This is a genomic window from Rosistilla ulvae, from assembly GCF_007741475.1.
In the GTDB taxonomy this organism is placed as follows: Bacteria; Planctomycetota; Planctomycetia; order Pirellulales; family Pirellulaceae; genus Rosistilla; species Rosistilla ulvae.
On record NZ_CP036261.1, the window covers coordinates 7239762 to 7262465 of the forward strand.

At 58.1% G+C, this 22704-nt stretch carries 23 protein-coding genes and 1 riboswitch; of the genes, 18 read left to right on the forward strand and 5 right to left on the reverse strand.

Annotated features, from left to right (window positions below; translation table 11 throughout):
- Nucleotides 1–100 precede the first annotated feature (100 nt).
- The 4 genes from EC9_RS25470 (at nucleotide 101) to EC9_RS25485 (ending at nucleotide 4607) form a co-directional block, all read left to right on the forward strand.
- A complete protein-coding gene (locus EC9_RS25470) occupies nucleotides 101–1705 on the forward strand; it encodes an amidophosphoribosyltransferase (protein ID WP_145348794.1) in 1605 nt (534 codons plus the stop codon).
- Nucleotides 1702–2589, forward strand: a complete 888-nt coding sequence (locus EC9_RS25475; RefSeq protein WP_145348795.1) for a cysteine peptidase family C39 domain-containing protein — start codon at nucleotides 1702–1704, stop codon at nucleotides 2587–2589. Before EC9_RS25470 ends, EC9_RS25475 begins: the two co-directional genes overlap by 4 nt.
- 93 nt (nucleotides 2590–2682) lie before the next feature.
- Complete coding sequence (gene lipA, locus EC9_RS25480; protein ID WP_145348796.1) at nucleotides 2683–3597, forward strand: lipoyl synthase; 915 nt, start codon at nucleotides 2683–2685, stop codon at nucleotides 3595–3597.
- A gap of 32 nt (nucleotides 3598–3629) precedes the next feature.
- Nucleotides 3630–4607 (forward strand): sugar phosphate isomerase/epimerase family protein, encoded by a 978-nt coding sequence (locus EC9_RS25485; protein ID WP_145348797.1) that lies wholly within the window; start codon nucleotides 3630–3632, stop codon nucleotides 4605–4607.
- Between the two features lie 33 nt (nucleotides 4608–4640).
- Here the strand turns inward: EC9_RS25485 and EC9_RS25490 are convergent, their stop codons facing one another.
- The 5 genes from EC9_RS25490 to EC9_RS25510 all read right to left on the reverse strand — a co-directional run bounded on the left by EC9_RS25490 (nucleotide 4641) and on the right by EC9_RS25510 (nucleotide 9831).
- Nucleotides 4641–5897, reverse strand: a complete 1257-nt coding sequence (locus EC9_RS25490) for a DEAD/DEAH box helicase (protein WP_145348798.1) — start codon at nucleotides 5895–5897, stop codon at nucleotides 4641–4643.
- 482 nt (nucleotides 5898–6379) lie between these two features.
- The gene (locus tag EC9_RS25495; RefSeq protein ID WP_145349349.1) at nucleotides 6380–7915 is read right to left on the reverse strand and encodes a YifB family Mg chelatase-like AAA ATPase; all 1536 of its coding nucleotides are present in this window, start codon (nucleotides 7913–7915) and stop codon (nucleotides 6380–6382) included.
- A 98-nt stretch (nucleotides 7916–8013) separates the two neighbouring features.
- Complete coding sequence (locus EC9_RS25500) at nucleotides 8014–8349, reverse strand: hypothetical protein (protein ID WP_218934447.1); 336 nt, start codon at nucleotides 8347–8349, stop codon at nucleotides 8014–8016.
- Nucleotides 8350–8779: 430 nt separating this feature from the next.
- Nucleotides 8780–9358 (reverse strand): tetratricopeptide repeat protein, encoded by a 579-nt coding sequence (locus EC9_RS25505; protein ID WP_145348799.1) that lies wholly within the window; start codon nucleotides 9356–9358, stop codon nucleotides 8780–8782.
- A 71-nt stretch (nucleotides 9359–9429) separates the two neighbouring features.
- Nucleotides 9430–9831, reverse strand: a complete 402-nt coding sequence (locus EC9_RS25510) for a hypothetical protein (RefSeq protein WP_145348800.1) — start codon at nucleotides 9829–9831, stop codon at nucleotides 9430–9432.
- Between the two features lie 381 nt (nucleotides 9832–10212).
- On the opposite strand from EC9_RS25510, the gene EC9_RS25515 reads away from it, so the two are divergent.
- The 14 genes from EC9_RS25515 (at nucleotide 10213) to EC9_RS25575 (ending at nucleotide 22674) form a co-directional block, all read left to right on the forward strand.
- Nucleotides 10213–10992: an RES family NAD+ phosphorylase gene (locus EC9_RS25515; protein WP_218934448.1), complete on the forward strand. Its 780-nt coding sequence runs from the start codon at nucleotides 10213–10215 to the stop codon at nucleotides 10990–10992.
- An 85-nt stretch (nucleotides 10993–11077) separates the two neighbouring features.
- Nucleotides 11078–11638, forward strand: a complete 561-nt coding sequence (locus EC9_RS25520) for a hypothetical protein (protein ID WP_145348802.1) — start codon at nucleotides 11078–11080, stop codon at nucleotides 11636–11638.
- A 13-nt stretch (nucleotides 11639–11651) separates the two neighbouring features.
- On the forward strand, nucleotides 11652–11777 hold the full coding sequence (locus EC9_RS27230; RefSeq protein WP_261342915.1) for a hypothetical protein: 126 nt from the start codon (nucleotides 11652–11654) through the stop codon (nucleotides 11775–11777).
- A gap of 262 nt (nucleotides 11778–12039) precedes the next feature.
- Nucleotides 12040–12264, forward strand: a riboswitch (cobalamin riboswitch).
- A 170-nt stretch (nucleotides 12265–12434) separates the two neighbouring features.
- Nucleotides 12435–13490, forward strand: a complete 1056-nt coding sequence (locus EC9_RS25525; protein ID WP_218934449.1) for a DUF1559 family PulG-like putative transporter — start codon at nucleotides 12435–12437, stop codon at nucleotides 13488–13490.
- On the forward strand, nucleotides 13483–15054 hold the full coding sequence (locus EC9_RS25530) for a cobyric acid synthase (protein WP_218934450.1): 1572 nt from the start codon (nucleotides 13483–13485) through the stop codon (nucleotides 15052–15054). Before EC9_RS25525 ends, EC9_RS25530 begins: the two co-directional genes overlap by 8 nt.
- A complete protein-coding gene (gene cobO, locus EC9_RS25535) occupies nucleotides 15044–15658 on the forward strand; it encodes a cob(I)yrinic acid a,c-diamide adenosyltransferase (RefSeq protein WP_145286146.1) in 615 nt (204 codons plus the stop codon). The genes EC9_RS25530 and cobO overlap by 11 nt, the downstream gene beginning before the upstream one ends.
- Entirely contained in the window at nucleotides 15658–16326 is a 669-nt protein-coding gene (cobU, locus tag EC9_RS25540) for a bifunctional adenosylcobinamide kinase/adenosylcobinamide-phosphate guanylyltransferase (protein WP_145348804.1), read from the forward strand. The genes cobO and cobU overlap by 1 nt, the downstream gene beginning before the upstream one ends.
- Nucleotides 16323–17318 (forward strand): ABC transporter substrate-binding protein, encoded by a 996-nt coding sequence (locus tag EC9_RS25545; RefSeq protein WP_145348805.1) that lies wholly within the window; start codon nucleotides 16323–16325, stop codon nucleotides 17316–17318. Before cobU ends, EC9_RS25545 begins: the two co-directional genes overlap by 4 nt.
- A complete protein-coding gene (locus tag EC9_RS25550; RefSeq protein WP_145348806.1) occupies nucleotides 17319–18323 on the forward strand; it encodes a FecCD family ABC transporter permease in 1005 nt (334 codons plus the stop codon).
- Nucleotides 18320–19117 carry an ABC transporter ATP-binding protein gene (locus EC9_RS25555; protein ID WP_145348807.1) on the forward strand — a complete coding sequence of 266 codons (798 nt, stop codon included), beginning with the start codon at nucleotides 18320–18322 and terminating at the stop codon, nucleotides 19115–19117. Before EC9_RS25550 ends, EC9_RS25555 begins: the two co-directional genes overlap by 4 nt.
- 5 nt (nucleotides 19118–19122) lie before the next feature.
- Nucleotides 19123–20109, forward strand: a complete 987-nt coding sequence (cbiB, locus tag EC9_RS25560; protein WP_218934451.1) for an adenosylcobinamide-phosphate synthase CbiB — start codon at nucleotides 19123–19125, stop codon at nucleotides 20107–20109.
- Complete coding sequence (gene bluB, locus EC9_RS25565) at nucleotides 20106–21848, forward strand: 5,6-dimethylbenzimidazole synthase (RefSeq protein WP_145348809.1); 1743 nt, start codon at nucleotides 20106–20108, stop codon at nucleotides 21846–21848. Before cbiB ends, bluB begins: the two co-directional genes overlap by 4 nt.
- A complete protein-coding gene (locus EC9_RS25570) occupies nucleotides 21845–22327 on the forward strand; it encodes a MotA/TolQ/ExbB proton channel family protein (protein ID WP_145348810.1) in 483 nt (160 codons plus the stop codon). The genes bluB and EC9_RS25570 overlap by 4 nt, the downstream gene beginning before the upstream one ends.
- On the forward strand, nucleotides 22324–22674 hold the full coding sequence (locus EC9_RS25575) for a DUF2149 domain-containing protein (protein WP_145348811.1): 351 nt from the start codon (nucleotides 22324–22326) through the stop codon (nucleotides 22672–22674). Before EC9_RS25570 ends, EC9_RS25575 begins: the two co-directional genes overlap by 4 nt.
- The last annotated feature ends 30 nt before the right edge of the window (nucleotides 22675–22704 follow it).

Here is a 22704-nt window from a genome sequence, read left to right on the forward strand (position 1 = left end):
AACGGCGTGGATGAGTAGACTTTATAAAGACGATAGTGTCCCATTTATGAACGGCTCGGTTCGCCGAGTCCTCAAATGCACAACGACGGCGAAGGCCTGGATGAGCGAAATACATCACGAGTGCGGTGTTGCGGCGATCTACCATCTACCACGCACGGCCCCAAGCCCGATGTGCCCGGACCAAGGTCCGTCGCAGATCTCGCGGCTGATGCCACGCATGCTGCTGGACATTCAAAATCGCGGACAACTGGCCGCTGGAATGACCAGCTTCCACCCCAAACGCCCCGAGATCTTGGCGACTTACAAAGACATCGGCACCGTTTCGGAAGTCTTTAAGTTGAGCCATCGGGCCAAGAGCGAATCGATGATGCGATCGCTGGCGGGACGAGCGGCAATCGGTCATGTGCGGTATGCCACCTGCGGCCAGGACGATCGCTCCTACGCCCAACCCTTTGAACGCCAGCACATCCACAAGCGGAAGTGGTTCAGTTTTTGCTTCAACGGGCAATTGGCAAACTACCAAATTCTTAAACATCGGTTGCTGGCCGATGGCGACCACCACCTGTCGCGCGATACCGATACCGAGATCATTCTTCACGAAGTCGGCCGTCTGTTGAGCGACAGCCAGGGCAAGCCCGACTGGCTGGACCTGCTTGGCAAAGCAACCAAAGACTTCGATGGTGCCTACAGCATGGCCTTCCTGACGGCGCTGGGGGAGATGGTTGTCGCCCGCGATCCGTTGGGCATCAAACCGATGTGTTACGCGTTTGACGGCAGCCTGTTCGCCGCCGCCAGCGAAGACGTGGCACTTGTGAACCTGGGCTTCGAACCCGAAGACATCAAAACATTGCCCCCCGGCCACGCCGCCCTGGTAACCCCCGAAGAAGGTTTACGAATCGAGCCGTTTTGCGAAAGCAAGAGCCGAGCGCATTGCTTCTTTGAGTGGATCTATTTCGCCAACGTCGCTAGCACGATGGACGAAAAGAGCGTCTATCTCAGCCGCACGCGATTGGGAGAAGAACTCGCTCGAATCGAAATTGAATCGGGCGAAATCCCCTTGGATCCCGAAGACACGATCGTTGTCCCGGTCCCCGACACCAGCAAAGCCGCCGCCGACGCGATGGCTTACAAATTGGGCATCCCCAGCCGCGAAGGGCTGATTCGAAATCGATACTCCGGACGAACGTTTATCGAAGGCGGCCGGGCGAGGCGCGTCAAAGCATCGACCAAATACACTCCGCTGCGTGAAGTACTCGAAGGAAAACGCGTACTCTTGGTCGAGGATTCGATCGTTCGCAGCACGACGATGGGCGTGCTGCTGGACCGAATCCGCGACATGGGTGGGGCCCGCGAGATTCACGTACGCGTCGCCAGTCCACCGATCGTCGCCCCCTGTTTTTACGGCATCGACATGAGCACGATCGATCAATTGATCGCCCCGCGCTACTTCGAAAACGCGACCCTGACCGAATCGGGGCAACGGGAAATGGCCAGGGAACTAGGGGCCGATTCGCTTCGCTACCTGCCAGTCGACGCAATCGCCCGCGCGATCGGGTTGCCCGCCAGCGAACTATGCCAGGCATGCATCACGGGAAAATACCCGACCCCCTGCGGCCAAAAACTGTATCAACTGGAACTGGAAAACGAGGGCCGTCCGCAAAGCGCCGAACGGACCTACGAGCGACTGGTCTCCAACCTCCCATGACCGACATCTTCTCCGCAATCGGCATCGTCCTGATCGCCTCGCTGGCGTTGGGACTGCTCGTTGCGAGATCCCCCCAGCCTAGCGGGCGATGGCGAACCGCCGCGATGGCGATCCTGCTGCTGGGGGCGTTCGGAAACGTTTTCTACAGCACCGGGATGATCGTCTGGGCTAAATACATCCCCCACTCTGCAGTCATCGTCTGGGCCAACGTCGTCCCGATCGCTGCGGCGATCTCCGCCGGACTCGCCTACCGACTGCCCAACACGCCCCACTGGCGACAACTGTTGGCATCGGGACTGCTGGGACTGCTTTCCTTCGGGACGGTCTTCTGGCCGCTGCAAGGGTTCGTCCTGCGGCCGCCACAACCGGGCGGCAACACTTGGAGCCAAGGGGTCGCTCTGCAGACCTCCTGGTCCTCGTGCAGTCCAGCGGCTGCGGCCACACTGCTGCGTGCCAACGGGGTCGACGTGAACGAGAGCGACCTGATGACCGCCTGCCTGACCGACAATCGCGGCACCGTTTCGCTGGGGCTCTATCGAGGGGTCAAACTTTACGCCGATGCCAACGACTTGGAAGTCGAGATCGTCCCCCCCTCGCTGGACAAATTGATCGCCGACAACCAATGGCCAGTGTTGTTGATGGTTCGGCTGCCCAAGACAGGTGTCGATGATCCACGCTACGAACAGAACTGGGGCTGGATCCCAGGCCTAGGACATTCGGTGGTCTGCTTCGGCCGTCGCCCCAACGGCGATTTCATGATCGGCGACCCTTCGATCGGTCGCGAACTGTGGACCCAACGCGACATGGAAATCTTATGGCACGGCGATGGGATTCGCTTACATAAGCGAGGGCAGCCCTTCGACGCCAACGCCCCGAAGCACTAGAATGCAGTTCGTTCGATTTGCGCCACCCCGCTGGCGCGATCCGAACTGCGTTCAGCCCGACCTTGAAAATCATTCAGCAAGAGCATTTCAAAGATGGCATTTCGGTTACCAGTTGTCGCCGACCCAATCCCCGATCCGACAACACCCGTTTCAGGGTCTGGCCGCCTGCCGCGATGGCTTAAACGCGAAGTCCCCAAAGGAAACGCAAACAACTTCACCGCGGGTCTGTTGGACGAACTGCGGCTAGAAACGGTCTGCGACAATGCCAAGTGCCCGAACCGCTCGGAGTGCTACTCGCAAAAAACCGCCACCTTCATGATCCTGGGGGCGATCTGCACCCGGCCTTGCGGTTTCTGCGCAGTCAACCGCGGCCGCCCCCCCGAAAAGCCCGAACAAGACGAACCGGAGCGCCTGGCGGAAGCTGCCGCCCGATTGGGGCTGAAGCACGTCGTGATCACCAGCGTCACCCGCGACGACCTGCCCGACGGCGGTGCCGACCACTATTACCAGTGCATCACAGCGGTTCGCGAACGAACCGGAGCGACCGTCGAAGTACTGACCCCCGACTTCGTGCAATGCAAGGAAGCGCTCGATCGGGTGGTCGAAGCACGCCCCGAGGTATTCAACCACAACATGGAAACCGTGCCGCGAATGTATCGCCGCGTGCGGGGCCCCAAGAGCGATTACAACTGGACCCTGCAATTGCTGCGTCGCGTCAAGGAACTCGACCCGACGATCAAAACCAAGAGCGGTTTAATGCTGGGACTCGGCGAAACGCGAGACGAACTACTCGACGCATTGGCCGACATGCGAACCTACGACATCGATTTCCTCACCCTGGGCCAATACCTGCAACCGGGCGAAAAGTACCTGCCGGTCCAGCGTTACATCACGCCCGAGGAATTCGACGAATTGGGCGAGATCGCCAAGAAACTCGGCTTCAAGCAGGTCGCCAGCGGCCCGTTTGTCCGCAGCAGCTACCACGCCCGCGACATGGCCGAAGCCTAGCGAGCGATCGCCCCTTCCGGAGAATCGCCGCGATGCACCACCTTCCTCCTCTCGATCCAGCCCACCGGATCGATCGACGAAAACTCCTGATCTCCAGCGCGGCCCTCGCCGCGACCGCCGCCAGTGGGTCGACAGCATCCGTTGCCGCTTCGGTCGCCGATTGCCGAGGCAAGTTCTCGCTCGGCTTCAGCCTCTACGGAATGCGCGAACTCAAGACCGAGACCGCGATCCAAACCCTAAGCAAGATCGGCTACGATTCGGTCGAACTCTGCCTCTTGAGAGGCTTCGACACCGACCCAGCCCAACTCGCCGCGATCCGCCGCCGAGAGCTTCGCGGCGCATTGGCTCAGTACAACATGTGCGTTCGCGCGATGATGGAGCATCTGCCGCTAACGACCGACGAAAAGAAGAACCAACAAACCACCGAACGCTTAAAGCAGGCCGCATCTCTAGCACACGACCTGTCGGTCGATGCCCCGCCATTGATCGAAACCGTCCTCGGTAGCGGCGACTGGCTGGAACAGAGAGACCGTTTCGCCGAAACACTTCGTCAGTGGAGCGTTCTGGCAGAACGAGAAGATATCCAGATCGCAGTCAAACCACACGTGAACCACGCGGTCGACACCCCCGAGAAGGCGCGATGGCTGATGCGCCAAGTGAACAACGACCGGATCGGGCTGGCTTACGATTACAGCCATTACGCTTCGCAAGCGATCGACATGGACCAATCGGTACGCGACCTGGCCTCACATATCCACTTCGTGCACGTCAAAGATGTGGTCCGCGAATCAGACCAAGTGCGGTTCGCACTGCCCGGTTCAACGGGGCAGATCGATTACCCGCGACTGCTGAAGCAACTGTCCGAAAACGGCTACATCGGAGACGTCTGCGCCGAAGTCAGCTCACAGATCTGGCGACAACCGGGCTACGATCCAATCGCTGCCGCCAAAGAATCTTACCGTCGGATGGCCAACGCATTCCATGTCGCTGGCATCGAACGACACGGTTAACCCAAGCCACTTCGCAGCCTGGAAGACCGCAGGCTAGAACCGCTTCCGCGTATGGCGAACGATCCGATTCAAACGGGGCCGGCCCGGCTCCTTGGGCTTTGCCGCCTCTTCGGCCTCCGCAGCTCGGTTGACGGGGACTGGGTGGTCGAAACCATCCATCACGTCTTTGATCAACTGCTTGTTGATCCGTTGCTCGATCGAGGTCAGCACATCTCCTTCGCCCGGCACGATGAACGTGAAGGCGACGCCATCGCGTCCCATCCGCCCTGTACGTCCGACGCGATGAACGTAGTCGTCGCAGTCTTGCGGGACGTCGAAGTTGATGATGTGTGAGATCGTCGTGATGTCGATTCCGCGGCCCACGACATCGGTCGCTACCAGGACCTTCAGATCCTTGCTGCGCAGTTGCTTGATCACGCGGTCGCGCTCTCGCTGCTGCATGTCGCCATGCATGCAACCGACGCCGTCGTATTTCTCGCTCAGCTTGCGATGCAGTTTGTCGGTGCCGCGCTTGGTGCGGCAGAAGATGATCACTTGTTCGGGCGATTCGCGGTCCAACAGACGCATCAACAGTTCCAGTCGCTTGTCGGCGGCGACGGTGAAGTAATGCTGCTCGATCGTTTCGACCGACATGTCCTTCGAACTGCAATCGACAGTCTTCGGTTCATACATGTACCGCTCGGCCAAGATCCGGACTTGCGGCGCCATCGTGGCCGACAGCAGCAGAGTCTGTCGATCTTTGGGGCATTTACGCAAGATGCGTTCGATTTGCGGCCGGAATCCGATATCGAGCATCCGGTCGGCTTCATCGAGCACAACACACCAGATGTCGTGCGTCTTAAAGGTCCCGCGCTGCAGATGATCATGGACGCGGCCGGGAGTTCCGACAACAACCTGCACGCCATCGCTCAACTGTTGCGTTTGTTTGCGAAGGTTTTTGCCCCCCGCCAGGACAGCGATGCTGGTCGGCACGCCTTTGGCTAGCCGGGTCAGTTCTTGCCCCACTTGATCGGCCAGTTCGCGAGTTGGCACGAGGATCAGGGCTTGCGGCAAACAGTGATCCTCTAGCGGGTCGAGCTGTTCCAGGATTGGGATACCAAAGGCAGCGGTTTTGCCCGTACCGGTCCTCGCTTGACCGATCACATCCTCCCCTTCCAGGGCAAGCGGGATCAGCCCCGCTTGGATCGGTGAGGGGTTCTCGAACTTGCAAATCTTTAACGCCCGCAACATGATGGGCGAAAGATCGAGATCGCTGAAGGACAGCGATGGCTCCGAAGAGTTAGATTCCATGTTTTGACTGAGAATGGAGACGCGTTCGCGCGACGAAGGCACCGGCCTATCCAGTGCTGACGTTGTTAGCAGGAAATTTTGTACCGTAAGTTGTAATGGGAATCAAAGCCTTTGAACATCGGGCTATTTTTTGGGCTACTAAGTGTTTCAAATTAGGTATTCCTGGTAACCCGACGCGCAAGCAAGACGCCGTGTGAAATCCTCGCGTACGCTTCGGGTTACCATTTCCCGAAACGCTCCAGTTTGAAAAAGTGATTAGCCCTGGGGCCAATTTTCGGGGGAGAGGATTGGCTGTACCGCTGATGCCGAGGGGGGGAACTGGCTTCCTGACCGCTGGCGCCCGCACACCCCCAACAGCACCGGCAGGATGAATCAAAACGCGAACTCGCCGACCGGGAATCGCGCTCGCTGGCTCGCGACACCGCAAAAGAAAGGAAAAAGCGAACGAGAACGCGATCGGCGCGGCTGCGCCCACCACCGGACTAAGACCACAGATCGCGATCCAACAGCCGATAATTGACAGCTTCTTGCAGATGAACCTGTTGGATTGTTTCGGTGCCGTCGAGGTCGGCGATCGTTCGCGCGACGCGCAGAATTTTATCGTGAGCCCGCGCCGACAAGCCCATCTCTTCGACACTGTCTCGCAACAAATCCCGACTCGATTTATCGAGCTTGCAAAATTCGCGGACTTCACGACTGGTCATATCGGCGTTGCATCGCGTCGTGCGATCGCAAAACCGCTCGGCCTGCGCCAAACGCCCCGCCAACACCTCCTCGCGCATCGCAGCGCTGCTGGTCCCCGAGGCGCGCCCCGACAGTTCATCGAACGGAACCGCGGGAACTTCGATATGGATGTCGATCCGATCCAACAACGGCCCCGAGATTCGCCCCATGTAGCGTTCGATCTGCGGTGGGGTGCAATTGCACTGGCGGCGTGTGTCACCACGATACCCGCAAGGACACGGGTTGGCGGCGGCGATCAACATGAAGTTGCATGGAAACGTGCTGGTACGCAGGGCTCGCGAGATCGTCACGATCCCATCCTCCAACGGCTGCCGCATCACTTCCAATGTTTTGCGATTAAACTCCGGCAACTCATCGAGAAACAACACGCCGTTGTGACTCTTCGAGATTTCGCCAGGCGATGGCGGGCTGCCTCCCCCCACCAACCCCGGCTCGCTGATCGTATGATGAGGACTACGGAATGGTCGGGTTGCCAACAGCGGTTGGCCGGCTCGCAATTGCCCCAACACGCTGTAGATGCGGGTCGTTTCGATCGATTCGGCCGCCGTCAGGCGAGGCAGAATCGTCGGCAAACGCTTCGCCAACATCGTCTTGCCACTCCCAGGTGGCCCAATCATAAGGAGGTTGTGCTTGCCAGTGGCTGCTAGAGTCAACGCTCGCTTGGCGACCTCCTGACCGCGGACGTCGCAGAAGTCGACTTCATAGGTGCTGAATTCATCGAACAACTGCTCTAGCCGACTTGGCGCCGGTTCGATGTCCAACGATCCGGCCAAAAAGCCGACGGCCGCGACCAAGCTATCGACGGGGATCACTTCGATGTCCTCGACCACTGCCGCTTCCGCCGCGCTCTCGGCGGGGACGATGATTCCCTTCATCCCTTCAGCCGCCGCGGCGATCGCCATCGACAGAGCCCCTTTGACCGGTCGCGTGTAGCCCTCCAACGCCAACTCACCAACGATCGCATAATCGTCCAAGCGATCGGACTGAAATTGCCCGCTGCCAATCAACACGCCGATCGAAATCGGCAGATCAAACGAAGGAGCTTGCTTCGGCAGATCGCCTGGGGCCAGATTGATCACGACGCGATCTTGCGGCCGGGTAAAACCGCTGTTAACGATCGCACGTTCGACTCGATGCGTACTCTCTTTCACCGCCGTCTCAGGCAATCCAACCAAGATCGTTTTGGGGAGTGCCGCGGGGGAAAGGTCGACTTCGACATCGACCGGCAAAGCATCGATCCCAAGCAGCGTAAACGTTTTGAGTTTGGCAAGCATGCCATTTAACATAACGCTGATTGGTGCCACGGGGAAGCATTTTTACCCCTGAAGCGAGCGAGCCCCCCCGTCGGCGCAGTCGCCCTGCAAGCGGCGGATCAGTGTTCGTGAATCGTCTTGAAACCGAGCTTCTTCAACCAAGCTTCCCATTGATGGGCGGTGTCGTGATCCTTGACCGTCAATTGCTTCCACTTAGGGCAGCGGTATTTGACATCTTTGTGGTTGCCGTGATCGCTGACCTCTGTCTCCACCTTCAGCATTTTAAATGTCTTGATCAGCTTTTCGGCATCCTCGTTGTTCTTCGTGTGCTTGTTCTTCCATTCCAACAATTGATACTTCACCACTTCTTTGGTTTCCGCAGCGACAGGCTCTGCACCAACGGTCGCCATCAAGCCGACGCAGATCGTGGCTACCAACAGGAGTCTCATAAACATCGATCACTCTCCGAGTTTGTTTTCTAAATGGTGCAAAGATCGTCTGGCGACAATCCGGAAAAGCCAAGCGGTCGCGTTGAAACAACTTCATTCAATTCGCCTCCGCTCGCAACAAGCGACGGAAAGTCTAGCCAACAATCGACCGCGAGAACAACCGATCTTCGTAAGCGGATGGAGACAGCCCCCCCCCGATGAGAACGCAACCGCAGATAAAGGCAGCGACTTGCAAGAATTGCTAGCGTGAGAGAAATGCCGCGTCAGCAGCTTGCCAACAGCCTAACATTGGCGTCAAACAACACGCGAATGACTTCGAAATCTTCGACAACAGACCAATCGCTGCCCTTGGAAAGGGCAGCGATATAAATTGCATGGCACCGGGGCCCGCGTCTCAAAACGCGAGCGATGGCACCAACTTGGCTTCGCCGGACGATTACGCCGGGATGGGGGCGACGATCTCAAAATCCAATTCGCCCGGCTCAAAGTCGAGCGGGACGTGGCAGTTCGCCGGCTCGAGCATGCTGACCGTCCAATTGAATCTCGGCCACCAAGGCAACGACTTGCCCCAGTTGCGAATCGCGGCGGAGATACAAACGGCCATCGGATGCTCCGGTTCACGCGTGTCGCGCAGCACCGACAATGCGCCATTGGGAGAGCCCTTGATCAGCAGCGCGGTGGCAAAATTTCGCTTGTACGCGTTGCAGATCTCCCGTTTCTCGGAGACCCCATCGGCGCTCAAGACAAATTGACGGAAGACGGCGACCGCTTCTTCGGCTCGCCCGGCCCGCATCAGGCAGACGCCCAAGGCGTTGCGGATCTGGATATCAAAACCGGCGGTTCGCAGGACTTCGACAGCTTCGTCGCAATCGGATTCCCGAATCAGACCGGCGACGCGTTCAAAGACCTGATGCTTGAACCCGGCTTTGGTAGGACTCTGTTGCGATTGGCTGGGGTGCTTCTTCGCCCCCTCGTGACGCTTCTTCGATACGTTGGATAAATTGCGCGCAGACATCGAGACAGCTCTCTATAGAAAGAGGAATATGCGTAGATAAAAACAGATTTCAAACAGACCGTGGAGGTTGTTTAAATCTGCAAACGCACATTCAGCCCGACCAGCGTCGCGCCGCAGCCCGGCATCGATCGCTGGGAAGATGCCGCGATCGCCGACGAACTCCATCGGCTCGATACAGAGTCCAGCACCGCCACCGCGTTGCCAAACAGTTTGGCCTCTTGCTGTCGAAACTCCCCCTGCTGAGCGCCGCCGGGCAGCTCAACTCTCAGGTACGGTTTGGCAACAACCGCACCATCGATCGCTGCCTGCTCTGCAGCTCCACCGCGCGAAGACGCAGGACGCAGCCCCAACGGCGCGACTTGAGCGACCGCGACACAGATCAGCAACCCGATCACCGACCCGGCGGCGCAGCGATTCCCCGAGGGCTGAGCCCCTACGGGTTTAAGATCGCGAGGAGATGTTTGACGCGGCATCGTAGAGAACAAGCAATAAGAAAGGCGACAGCCGAAATGAAACTCAAAGGCTTCGCACACGCTCCCTATTATCGGCCCGCCGTTCCTGGTGGCAAGAGCGAATGATCGCAGGGCCTGGGCAATTCAGGGTTTCAATTTGAGGTATCAGCCGGCACGCGCTAGCGTCCGGTTTCCCAGGAGAACGCCCCCCAATGCTTCTGGTTTTTTGTTCACGCCAAATGACATCCGATGAAAGTTTGTGAAATTTTGAACTCGACGATCGCATTCTATCCACGGGAGTCCGCGAGAATCACATAGCCAAGTTGTCGCTGGGTAAGGACTTATGGTTATCCCCAGTCCACAACACCCCGGTTTCAAAAAATGCCAGACCCCCTAAACAACATGATTAGTGCCGACGAAGCTTCCACGACTGAAGCACCGGCAGAACAAAACACCACTCAAGACGTGACTCAGGAAACAGTCCCGCAGCCAACCGCCGCAGAAGGTGGTCAGGGAACGGGTTACCACCACAAATCAGCTGACTTAGTCCGGCAGGGCATTGCAATGAGCAAGAAGAAAGTCATACCAACCGATCCACCCGAAGTCATCGAGCGATTTGAGCTGATTGCCGGTCTGTATCCCGACGCGGGTGGTTTTGACGATGTGATTGTGCGCACCGTTGGAGCGAAGTATGCGAACATGAACAGTTTCTATTCGGGTGTTGGTGCTGCCAAAGCTGGCGGGCGTTGGAATCCAAAAGGGCTCGAGGCGATCTACGCATCGTTGGATGTTGAGACCGCGACGCTCGAAGCTAATCAAGACTTCATCTATCGTGGGTTTCCGATGACGGCGATTGAGCCGCGGGTAACTGCGGCGGCAAAAGTCGAGCTAAGCAAAGTGCTTGACCTAACCGATTCCAATATTCTGAAAACGTTAGGATTCACCCAGAAGACGTTGATCCAGGAAGATTGGAGAGCCTTGCAAGAAGTGGGCGAGGAGTCCTGGACTCAAGCCATTGGTCGAGATTCCTGCATCGCAAAATTCGAGGCCCTAATTGTTGCTTCTGCGCGAAAGATCGACGGTAAGAACATCGTCATCTTTCCCGAGAATCTCTCCAACACCAGCAAGATCGACATTCTCGACATTCTCGACATTCTCGGCAGCGACCAACTGCCGACGTGACGATGCATTCAAGCATGCACAAATGCAGGAAATAATGCTTGCCGATCTGCTTGTGTCCGATAGAATACAACAGGAGGATTTGAGCATGACAACCGAAAAGCGTACGCCAAGAGCCAAGGCGGTAAAGAACCGACCAACCAAAAGAGTGACCGCGAGAGGGGGTAAAGTCCAGGCACGATCCAGCAAAACGGGCAAGCGAACGGTGGCGATGAAAACAGTGTCGACCGACGGTACGATTGTTTCTGGAAATCGCTCCGGTGCTAAAAACGTGATCGTCAGCACGGGAGTACGCGGCCTCAAGGGACAAGGACTACTTCAAGTTGGACAAGTGAAAAAGCTTGAACTTCGCGATCGTTTAGGAATGCCCCGGCAAATGTTCGGGCGCATCGTGAACGTGGCGGAGCGAACGATTGCCAAAGTAGAATCGGGCAGCGCTGACGCCGACAAGTTGATACGACCTTACAACGAGGTTTATCGACTGTGGGAAGCGTTAGGCGATTTGGTTGACCCCGAGTCGCTTGGCCTATGGTTCCAGACTCCCAACGATTCTTTCGATGGACTGAAACCGGTCGAGGTCATCGAGCGTGGCGAAATCGATCGACTCTGGGACATGGTGTTCGAGTTGCAAACAGGTATGCCGGGATAATGAAAAGATTGCAATGAACTCTGACTCCAAAGAATCTGCTTTCGGGCAGGACAGCAACGACCAAATGATCGCCGGCGGTGGGAAGTTGGGCGAAACTCGTGAGCCGCAAGGGGCTAGCCGCGAGTTTTGGTTGGGCTAGCGACTTGCCGCTCATGCATGTCCTTCTGGATCAGCCCACTGAGTTTCCCGCATGAATATCACCTCGCCACAACAGATTGATACATGGCTGTCGTCCCCGGTCAGAACACCAAAGGCTGGAGTTCAAAGAGGCCAAGGATCAGTTCAACAACAAAAAGCTGTATCGTTGTTGCGTCGCGATCGCCAACGAAGGCGACTCCGCCCTCCCATCTGGGGTGGATGGCTTATAAGAAAAGACGATTGACGACAGCCATGCAATCGATAATACTCGGGCCGTTCGAGGTGACGGGAGTGTTGTAGCACTGCCCGTGAACAGGGAACTCCGGTGAAATTCCGGGACGGTCCGGCCGCTGTATGTCACTGGCAACCTCAATCGGGTTGCGTCGATTGCTTCTTCTTTTTAGCCATTGCTCGGTTTGCGAGTGAGAAGGCGTGGAGCTATCGAAACGGTGGTGAGTCAGAAGACCTACCTCGATCTAGACGATTCTGTGCCTTCTCGGATTGAGGCGGTTGTCGCGATCGAATGTCATCCCATTCGATCGGAATGATTTTCTTGCAGTGACCAATTTGGCGTACAGCCCATCCTCGTCTCTCATCCGCTGCGCTATCGAGCGCGATGGCAAGAGTGCGGTTGTGGCCAACGACGCCCAAATCTCTTATGCCCCATTCCATCAAACACGAGTTTTCGTACGCAGTTGCCCCAACCAGCCTCGCCAAAAATTCAAAACGCGGTTTCACGCTCGTTGAACTTTTGGTTGTGATCAGCATCATCGGGGTCCTCGTCGGCCTGTTATTGCCTGCCGTCCAAGCAGCTCGCGAAGCTGCACGACGGATGTCATGCAGCAACAATCTAAAACAGATCGGCCTCTCGCTTCACAACTATGAATCGGCGTTCCGAGTCTTCCCGTCCCAGTCGTCATCGCCGGGGCCGGGTGCAGAGTGGACGACGCAGCGGGGCAGCTGGTTCACGTCGATCCTTCCGTTCATCGAACAAGATGGACTCTTCAGTTCCTTCGACAGTGACTATCACTGGCACGCTCCGGAGAATCTCGAAGCGGTGTCGACGGAAGTCCCAATGCTTCGCTGCCCCTCGGCTCCCGATCGGACGGGGTTTGAGTGGACGGTGCTTGTCGATTACCCCAACGGTTCGTCGACCTATTCGCTTACCGCGAGAGACACCTATTACGGTGCCACCACCGACTACGCCAACGTCGGCGGTGTCGGATCGCAGCTGAGTGCAACGCTTCCACCACAGCAGCAACTCTCCGACCCAAGCAACTGCGGCGTGCTCAAATCAACCGCCGTACGCTTGGCTGAAATCATTGACGGCTTGTCCAACACCGTCTTGCTGGTGGAGTGTGCCGGGCGGCCTGTGCTGTACCAAAAGGGACGTGCGGTACCCGACGGTGTCACTCCCAAAACATGGAGCGGAAGCTCCAGCGTGACGCGGCCCCTGCCGACCGGTGGCGTCTGGGCCAGCCACAACAAAGGGTTCCTAGTGTACGGATCCCAACCCGATGGCAACACCGCGATTCGTCCCGGTCTGTGTAGCGTGAATTGCAGCAACGACAACGAGGTCTATGCGTTCCATCCCGGCGGAGCCAATGTTTTAATGTCCGATGGGGCGGTGCGGTTTATAAGCGAATCGCTCCCGATCGAGCAGCTTGTCGCGTTGGTCAGCCGCAATGGGCGGGAGGTCGTTTCGATTGACTGATCCGCCGCAAGCCAAAGTGTTGATGGTCGTGGGAACCAGTTCGTCGGCGGGCAAGAGCCTGTTGACGGCTGCGATCTGCCGTTGCTTCGCTCGACGCGGTTTGCGCGTCGCACCGTTCAAATCGCAGAACATGTCCAACAACGCAGCGGTCTGCAGCGGCGGAGGCGAAATCGGCAGGTCGCAAGCGTTGCAGGCGATTGCCGCGGGCGTGGCACCCAGCTTGGACATGAACCCGGTTTTATTGAAACCCGAAGGGCAGACCCGTTCGCAAGTTGTGGTCAATGGCCAGCCGACGCAAACGCGTGAGGCGACCGATTACTTTCAACGCCGCGAACAATTGTGGCCCATCGTCACATCGGCTCTCGACCGACTGCGGGCCAACAACGATGTTGTCGTGATCGAAGGGGCTGGCAGTCCGGTAGAGTTGAATTTGGCGGGCGTCGAACTGGTCAACATGTCGGTTGCCCGCTACTGCCAGGCTCCCGTCTTGCTGGTTGGCGACATCGAACGCGGCGGAGTGTTCGCGCAATTGCTCGGCACGCTATGGCTTCTGTCTCCCGAGGATCGCGCACTGGTCCGTGGGCTGATCGTCAACAAGTTTCGGGGCGACCTTTCGCTCTTTGATTCGGGAGTGGAGATCCTGGAACAGCGCGGGAAAGTTCCCGTGCTTGGCGTTCTCCCCTGGATCGGATCGCTGCACTTGCCCGAAGAAGATGCGGTGGCGCTGGACTGTCTGGCCCAGCCCAGCGATCCTCCAACCGAGACTGACGACGGGCGACGTGTCGACGTCGCGGTCATCCGCTTGCCTCACATCGCCAACTTCGACGACTTCGATCCGTTGGAAACGGAACCCAACGTTCGGCTGCGCTACGTTCGCTCGTGCAGCGAACTGGGGGATCCCGATGTGGTGATTCTGCCCGGCACGAAGAACACCTTTGGCGATCTGAAATGGTTGCGCGACGTCGGGCTAGCCGATCGAGTGAAGCAATTGCCGGAAAAGGAAACGCACATCATCGGCATCTGTGGTGGCTATCAGATGCTGGGCCGACAGATCAACAATCCGCAAGGTCTGGAAGGCGGAGCGCATCGCGTCGAAGGCCTGGGACTGCTGGATGCCGAGACCACTTTCGGAGCGGCCAAACAGACTCGCCAGGTTCGGTTTGAAGTCCTCGACGAATCGGTCGTCCAAGGGATGCAAGGACAGACAGTTGTCGGCTACGAAATTCACCACGGCCAAACAGCAACTCAATCCGCTTGGTTGAAAAAGACCGATGCCCAAGAACCTTCGGAAGCAGCGGGCGTGGTCGACGGTGCCAGCGCCGCCGGGGGCCGGATCTGGGGATGTTATCTGCACGGTCTGTTCCACAACGATCCGTGGCGCAGCGCATTGTTGCGGAAACTAGGAATCTCGCCCGGCCCCGCTCAAGCCCTCTCATCGCACGACCAACTGCAACACTCTCTCGATCGGCTCGCCAATGCCTTTGAGGCACACGTCGACTTTGATCGATTGATGGACATTGTGTTCGAATCCTCCCCTCCACAAGAGCCCCAACATGACGGATGAAACCAACGAAGAACATCGCAAGCGGATGGTTCGGATCAACGAGATCAAAGATCGGCAACTAGCCAGCGCCACCAAGGAAAAGGGGCTGGTGATCGTTCACACCGGTGCGGGCAAAGGCAAGTCGACGGCAGCGTTTGGGATGGCGATTCGCGCCCTCGGCCAAGGCATGAAGGTCGGGATCGTGCAGTTCATCAAGGGCGCGATCCCAACGGGGGAAGCCGAATTCATCAAACAGATCTCCGCCACCGGCATGCCGATCGAAATGCACACGATGGGCGAAGGCTTCACTTGGAAGACTCAAGACCGCGAGCGCGATATCGCAACCGCGATGAAAGGCTGGGATCAGGCGGTCCAACTGATGCGCGACCCGTCGTTCGACCTGATCGTGTTGGACGAATTAAACATCGCAACCAAATACGATTACGTCCCCGCGTCGGTGGTCGTCGACGAATTGTTGGCGAAGCGGCCGATGTTGCACGTTGTGGTGACCGGCCGCAACGCCAGTCCGGAACTGATCGAGATCGCCGATTTGGTATCGGAGATGAAGGTCATCAAACATCCGTATGCCCACGGCATCCAACCGCAACGTGGAGTCGAGTTTTAATGTCGCAGGCTGTCGAGCAAGATCAATCTTCCGGGCCGGCCGGCTCGGTGACGCTGGTTCTCGGAGGCGTGCGGAGCGGCAAGAGTCGGTTTGCGCAAGACCTCGCCGCGCAAATCGGCGGCGCCGACGTGCTGTTTGTTGCCACCGCACAGGCTTCGTTTCAAGACCAGCCGGCCGACGAAGAGATGACGCGCCGTATCGATCATCATCGGCGGTCGCGTCCGTCGGCGTGGTCAACGCTCGAGCAACCACGGGACGTGGGACAAGCGATCTTGCAGACATCGCATCTGGCAAGCGTCGTGCTTGTCGATTGCTTGACCCTGTTGGTCAGCAACGTCATCTGCGACGGCGACCACTCAAAAAGTGGGCTCCACGATTTGGAAGCTCGCGTGATTGCGGAGGTCGATGCATTGATCCAGGTCGCTGCGAAACGACCGACACATTTGATCATCGTCTCGGGCGAAGTCGGTTGTGGAATCGTCCCCGAACATCCACTGGGACGCACGTTTCGCGATCTGCTCGGCTTGGCGAACCAACGCCTCGCCGCCTCCGGCGCGACAACCTACTGGATGGTCGCCGGACTGGCGATCAACGCGACAGCGATTGCAGCGTCCCCCGAACACGCGGCTCAACAGATCAAGCATCTCGCCAACGGAGCAGCCCAATGAACCACGCTCATCGTACGCTCCGATTTTGGTTGCTGCCTCTCCTAACGCTGCTCGCATTTGCCGCGGGCTGTCGCCAGGAAACGTCCAACACACACGAGACCTCGCCGTCGGCGAGCTTCCAAACGATTACCGATCGCCTGGATCGCGAAGTTCCCGTACAGCAACCCGCACAGCGAATCATTAGCCTCTCACCGGCGACCACGGAACTGTTGTTCGCTCTCGGACTCGGCGACTCGGTTGTCGGCGCAACCAAACATTGCAACTTCCCCCCCGCAGCACTCGAAATCCCACGCGTCGGCGGCGGCACGCTGGAGAGCATCAGCGCCGAAGTCATCGTCGCGGCTCAGCCGGACCTCGTACTTTGCAAATGGGACTATCATCAACCGTTGATCGAATCACTGGATCGGTTGCAGGTCCGATCGATGGCGATTGGTGCCAAGAATCTGCAGGAGTTGTTCGAAGAGGCGAGGTGGATCGGAAAGTTGACCGACCGCACCGCGGAGGCCGAAGCGTTGGTCAGCAGGATGCAAAACCAACAACAGCATCTGTTGAACGTCGTCTCGCGCGTCAAACACGATCCTCCGATCCGCGTCTTCTACGAAGTTTGGGACGATCCATTGATGACCGCGGGACCGGATTCCTTTATCGACGAATTGCTGACGATGGCCGGGCTGCAAAACATCGTTTCCGACACGGCGGTTCGGTACCCAAGGATCAGTTCCGAAACGGTACTGCAAGGCGATCCCCAGTTGATCCTGGCACCAACAACCCATTTTGAGACCGTCGACCTCGCGGAGATTCGCTCCCGACCGGGCTGGGATTTGATCACCGCCGTGACCAACCAGAGAATCTACTTGATCTCGGGCGACGAAATCTCTCGCTGTGGTCCGCGAGTTCTCGATGCGTTGGCAGAGATCATCGTGGCGGCATACCCCGAAACACGCGAGGACCTGCAGTTGGATGCAACCGACCAAACGAAGGTAGCACCCTAGATGTCAGCTCGCTGGAACATCCTGTTTGCGTCGATCGTGATGCTAGTTGTGGCGGTTTGCGTCTGCCTCGTGGGAGCCACCTCGATCTCGCCAAGCGAACTGTTTGCTGCGGCGACCGGTGGAGCTAGCTTAAGCGAATCGGACCGCGCGATCTTGTTCCAACTGCGTCTGCCGCGAATCGTGGCTGCCGCATTTGTTGGCGGATCGCTTGCCGCAGCCGGTGTCGGATTTCAGGGACTGTTCCGCAACCCATTGGCCGAACCGTATGTGATCGGCGCATCGAGCGGGGCAGGGCTGGGGGTGGCGATCGTTGTGATCTGCGGCCTGCGGGCGTCGGTCTGGTCGATCGGGGCGGTCGCCTCGCTGGCGATGCTCGGTTCGGTCGGCGTCGTGATGTTGGTGTTGTTGGTCGGCGCGATGATGCGATCGACATCGACGACCTCGCTGTTGCTGGCGGGAGTTGTGATCAGCAGCATGGTCAATGCGATCGTCTCGGCGCTGATGTTTTTGTTCGACCAGAAAGCGGTGGTGATCCTGTCGTGGTTGATGGGATCGCTTGCCAGCAGCCACTGGGGAACGGCGATCTTGGCGGGCACTTTGGGTGGCGCAGGGATGATCGGAATCGGTTTACTGTCGAGGCCTTTGGACGCATTCGCCTTGGGCGACACCGCATCGCAATCACTCGGATTGGACTTGTCCCGATTCCGCTGGTTGATCATCGGCGCCGCCAGCTTGGCGACCGCCGGCGCCGTGGCTGCCTCCGGAGTGATCGGGTTTGTCGGCCTGATCGCACCCCACATGGCGCGGCTATTCGTCGGACCTCGACATGCTGTGTTGATTCCGATGAGCGTTTGCATCGGGGCGACGTTGATGCTGCTGGCGGATGCCGTGGCTCGTACGGTGATCGCTCCGGCGGAACTGCCAGTCGGCATCGTCACCGCACTCCTAGGGTGTCCTGTCTTCCTGTGGTTATTACTCAGCCGCCGAACGGGAGCATCCGCATGACGACTCTGTCAGCCCGATCGATCCGCTTTGGGTTCCATCGCGACAACGACGTGATTCGCGACTTGTCGCTGGATCTTGCCGATGGCGATGTGCTGGCGTTGTTGGGCGGCAACGGCGCTGGCAAGACGACGCTGTTGCGTCTGCTGGCTGGGCAATTGGTGCCTCAGCAAGGCGAGATCCTGCTGGATGAAATGCCGATGCAAGCGTGGTCGCGGCGCGAGATTGCCCAACGCGTGGCGTTGATGCCACAGTCGGAGCGGTGCGAAGCCGGGCTTACCGTTCGCGAGATGGTTCGGCTGGGCCGAGCTGCTCATCGCGGTTGGTTGATGCCGTTGACCGAGGAGGACGAACAAGCGGTCGACGAAGCACTGCGGGTCACCGACATGCATCAGCTTCATCATCGGCAGGTCACGACGTTGTCGGGAGGCCAGTTGCAACGAGCGATCTTGGCGCGGTCGCTCGCCCAACACGCTTCGGTCTTGCTGTTGGACGAACCGACCAGCGGGCTCGATCTAAAACATCAATACGACTGCTTGAACCAAGTTCGCCAGCTGGCGAAAGAGCGGAACCTGATCGCCGTCGTCTCGATGCACGACTTAAATCAAGCGGCGATGTTTGCCGATCGAGTTGCATTGTTGGCCGACGGGCAAGTCTTGGCGATGGGGGATTGCGAGTCGGTCTTTACCGAGGACTTGATCTACCAAACCTATGGCATCCGTGTGACCGTTGCGAAGCACCCGATTCACGACACGCCGCTGATCGTCCCTCTGTGCCAGGAAAGGTCACCGGGATGATACCGATGTTTGTAATTCTGATTGCTGTTTTGCTGGACGTTCGTTGGGGCGAACCGCCCAACCGCTTCCACCCTGTGGTTTGGATGGGATCGCTGATCGCATGGGCGAAAAAGAGATGCCCCGGCGACAGCACTGATCGTCACGGCAACAAGCTCCGTTTTTTGTGGGGCATCGCAATCGTTGTCGTCGGTTCCTGTCTGGTTGGACTGGTCGGTTGGATCATCCAGGTCGGAAGCTCGCGAATGATCGCGGGGGAATTTTTCCAAAAACCGTTCGCCTGGGTGATCGTCGTGTTGGTGCAAGCGTTGGTGCTGAAATCGTGCTTCGGCATTTCGGCACTCTATCGTGCTGGACAATCGGTCTTCGAGGCACTCAGCCAAGAGGACATTCCGCGGGCGAGAACGCAGCTCGCCTATCACTTGGTCAGCCGCGACGTCGAACATTTATCCGCGTCGCAGATATCGGCCGCCGCGATCGAATCGGTCGCAGAGAATACATCCGATTCGATTGTCGCCCCGCTCTTCTTTTATGTTACCGCTGGTTTGCCAGGCGTTTTGATCTATCGCTTTGCCAACACCTGCGATGCGATGTTGGGTTATCGCACAACGGAATTGGAGTGGCTCGGAAAACCAGCTGCTCGCTTCGACGATCTCCTGAACTTGATCCCCGCACGCATCACCGCGGTTCTGATGATCGTTGCGAACAATCCATTTCGCCGCGAAGCGTCGTCGGCATTAAAAACGTGGCTCCGCGATGCCCGCGCGACAGCCAGCCCCAACGCAGGGCATCCGATGAGCGTCGCTGCGGGACTGCTGCAGGTCTGCCTCGAGAAGCGAAACCATTATCGGCTGGGTTGGGAATTCCCGCCGCCAACTCGTGCTGACATCTCCCAGATGCTGGTCTTGTTCCGGCGCACGGTTTGGCTTGCCGTGATTCTCGCATCCGCATCCTGTCAGATCGCAATGTTCCTTCCATCCAGGAGCACTACATGAAAGCGTCCCCAGCATCGACTGGCGAAGAGCACCACGGTGGCATCGATTCGAACGAACTCAAAGCACGCCAGATCGATCCGCGAAATGTGCTCGACCTCAGCAGCAACCTGTTGTTTGTCGACCATCCGCAACGCGTCAAAAATGCGATCCAGACATCCCAATTCTCGCACTACCCCGATCGCGATTGTGGTCCGTTGTTGGATGCGCTGGCAGCGCGACACCAGATCCCTACCGATCGCATCTTGGCGGGGAACGGTTGCTGCGAACTGATTCACTTGGTCGCCAGCACGCTGTTGAATTCCAGCGACCGCGCGATGATGGTCGGCCCCACTTTTTCAGAATACGCGCGGGCATCGCGGCTCGCTGGTGCGGTTACTTATGAAGTGCGTTCGAAAGCGTCCGAAGCGTTTGCAGTTCCCACCGAAGCGATCCAGAACGATCTGGAAAGTCAGTCGCCGCGTCTTGTCTGGATTTGCAATCCCAACAATCCGACGGGACAAGCGGTCGACGCATCGGTGATCCAAGATTGGGTGGAGTCCTGTCCGCAAACGACCTTTGTTGTCGACGAATCCTACATCGACTTCTCCGTGTCGACGCAGAGTCTTGTCGGAAACGAAGCCGCAAATTTGATAGTCCTACGTTCGATGACCAAGTCGCACGCGTTGGCTGGTCTGCGATTGGGATACCTGGTCGCATCGGAGCCGCAGATCCAAGCGTTGACCGCGCGACGCATCCCTTGGTCGGTCAACGAACTGGCGCAAGCCGCCGGCGTCGCCGCGCTCATGTCGCAGCCCCATTACGATGCCGCGATGCAGCGTCTACAAACCGAACAAACGCGTTTGATCGGTGAACTTCGACAACGCGGCTACGATCCAATTTCCAGCGAGACCGGTTTCTTCATGCTGCCGATAGGAGATGCCACGGCTTTTCGCGATCGGTTGTTATCAAGCAGAGTCCTGGTGCGTGATTGCACTTCGTTTGGCCTTCCCGAGCATGTCCGGATCGCGATCGGTGACGCTTCGGCAACCGACCGTTTGCTCGCCGCGATCGATGGTCGACCGCTAGCTGCCACGACGCCAAGCGATGCGGTTGAGTCCGGCAGTGCGCCGACTTGGGGAGACGATTTTCGTTCCCAGCTGCACCAACTGTTTCGTCTGCGACGCGATGTTCGACGCTTCCGTACCGACCCCATCGCCCAACAGCTGATGGCTCAATGGATCGAGGCGGCCTGCATGGCACCGTCGGTTGGGCTGTCGCAACCGTGGCGATTCATGTCGGTCGATCAACCATCGCTTCGCGAGCGGGTCTTGGCGGAATTTGAATTGCAGAACGAATCGGCAGCAAGCGGATACGAGGATGCCGAACGCCAGCAGTATCAAAAACTAAAGCTTGCCGGCCTTCGCGAAGCCCCCGAACAGCTCGCTATTTTTGTTGTCCCCGAACCGTCGCAAGGGCGTGGGCTGGGGCGGCAAACGATGCCCGAAACGGTTGTCTATTCCGTCGTCGCGGCAATCCAAAACCTCTGGCTGGCAGCCCGCTGCGACGGCGTAGGCGTCGGCTGGGTTTCCATCCTCCGACCGGAACGAATCAGTAAGATCCTGGCGGTCCCCGATCACTGGCAACTGATCGCCTATTTGTGCTTAGGGTACCCGAGCGGTCCCGCCCAAGAGATTCCCACGCTTGAGCTTGCCGGATGGGAAGAACGCATGCAGACAAACCAATTGTGGACTCATTCATGACATCGATCGAAAATTTGTTGTTCGACATGGCACAACTGTTCTGGTGGCCGGTGCTGCTGCTGGTCCTGTTCGCGTTTGCCTACGCCCTGTTCAAACTCGGCGGCTTCCTGATCGAAGCGTTCCTGCGACTGCGGCTGCCGCAGCGGCATTGGGTCGTGCCGACCGATGCAACCGGTTCGCTCGAATCGATGGAACTTCTCGTCCTTCGCGAGCTGGAAGGGTTGCGACTGTGCAGCCGGATCGCACCGATGCTGGGACTTGTCGCGACGATGATCCCTCTTGGGCCTGCGCTTGCCGCCGTGTCGTCGGGGCAGTCGCAAATCACCGCCAACAGCATGGGGGGCGCGTTTGCAGCAGTGATCATCGCGCTGGTCGCGGCGTCGATCACGTTTGCGATCTACACGGTCCGGCGGCGATGGTTGATGCAGGAATTAACGCATTGGATGGAATCTCAAACCAGCGATCTGGAATCGACATGAACCGACGCCGTCTACAAATCCTCAGCAGCGACGACAGCGATCCGATGCTCTCGTCGATCAACTTGGTCGATGTCTTTTTGGTCGCGTTGGCGATTCTGATGATCGCGCTGATGAACCATCCGTTAGCCGAATTGGCGAGCGGCGATTTCACCCTCATCCGCGATGAAGGGAAACCGACGATGGAGATCATCGTCAAACAAGGCGAACAGCTGACACGCTTTCAATCGACGGGACTGTCATCCGAAGGAAACGGCACCGAAGCCGGCACCGCCTATCGCATGAAGGACGGATCGATGGTCTACGTCCCCCGATCAACACCCTCGGACAACGAAACCACATCGAAATGATAACCTCGTCAGTACACGATTTCATTCGAC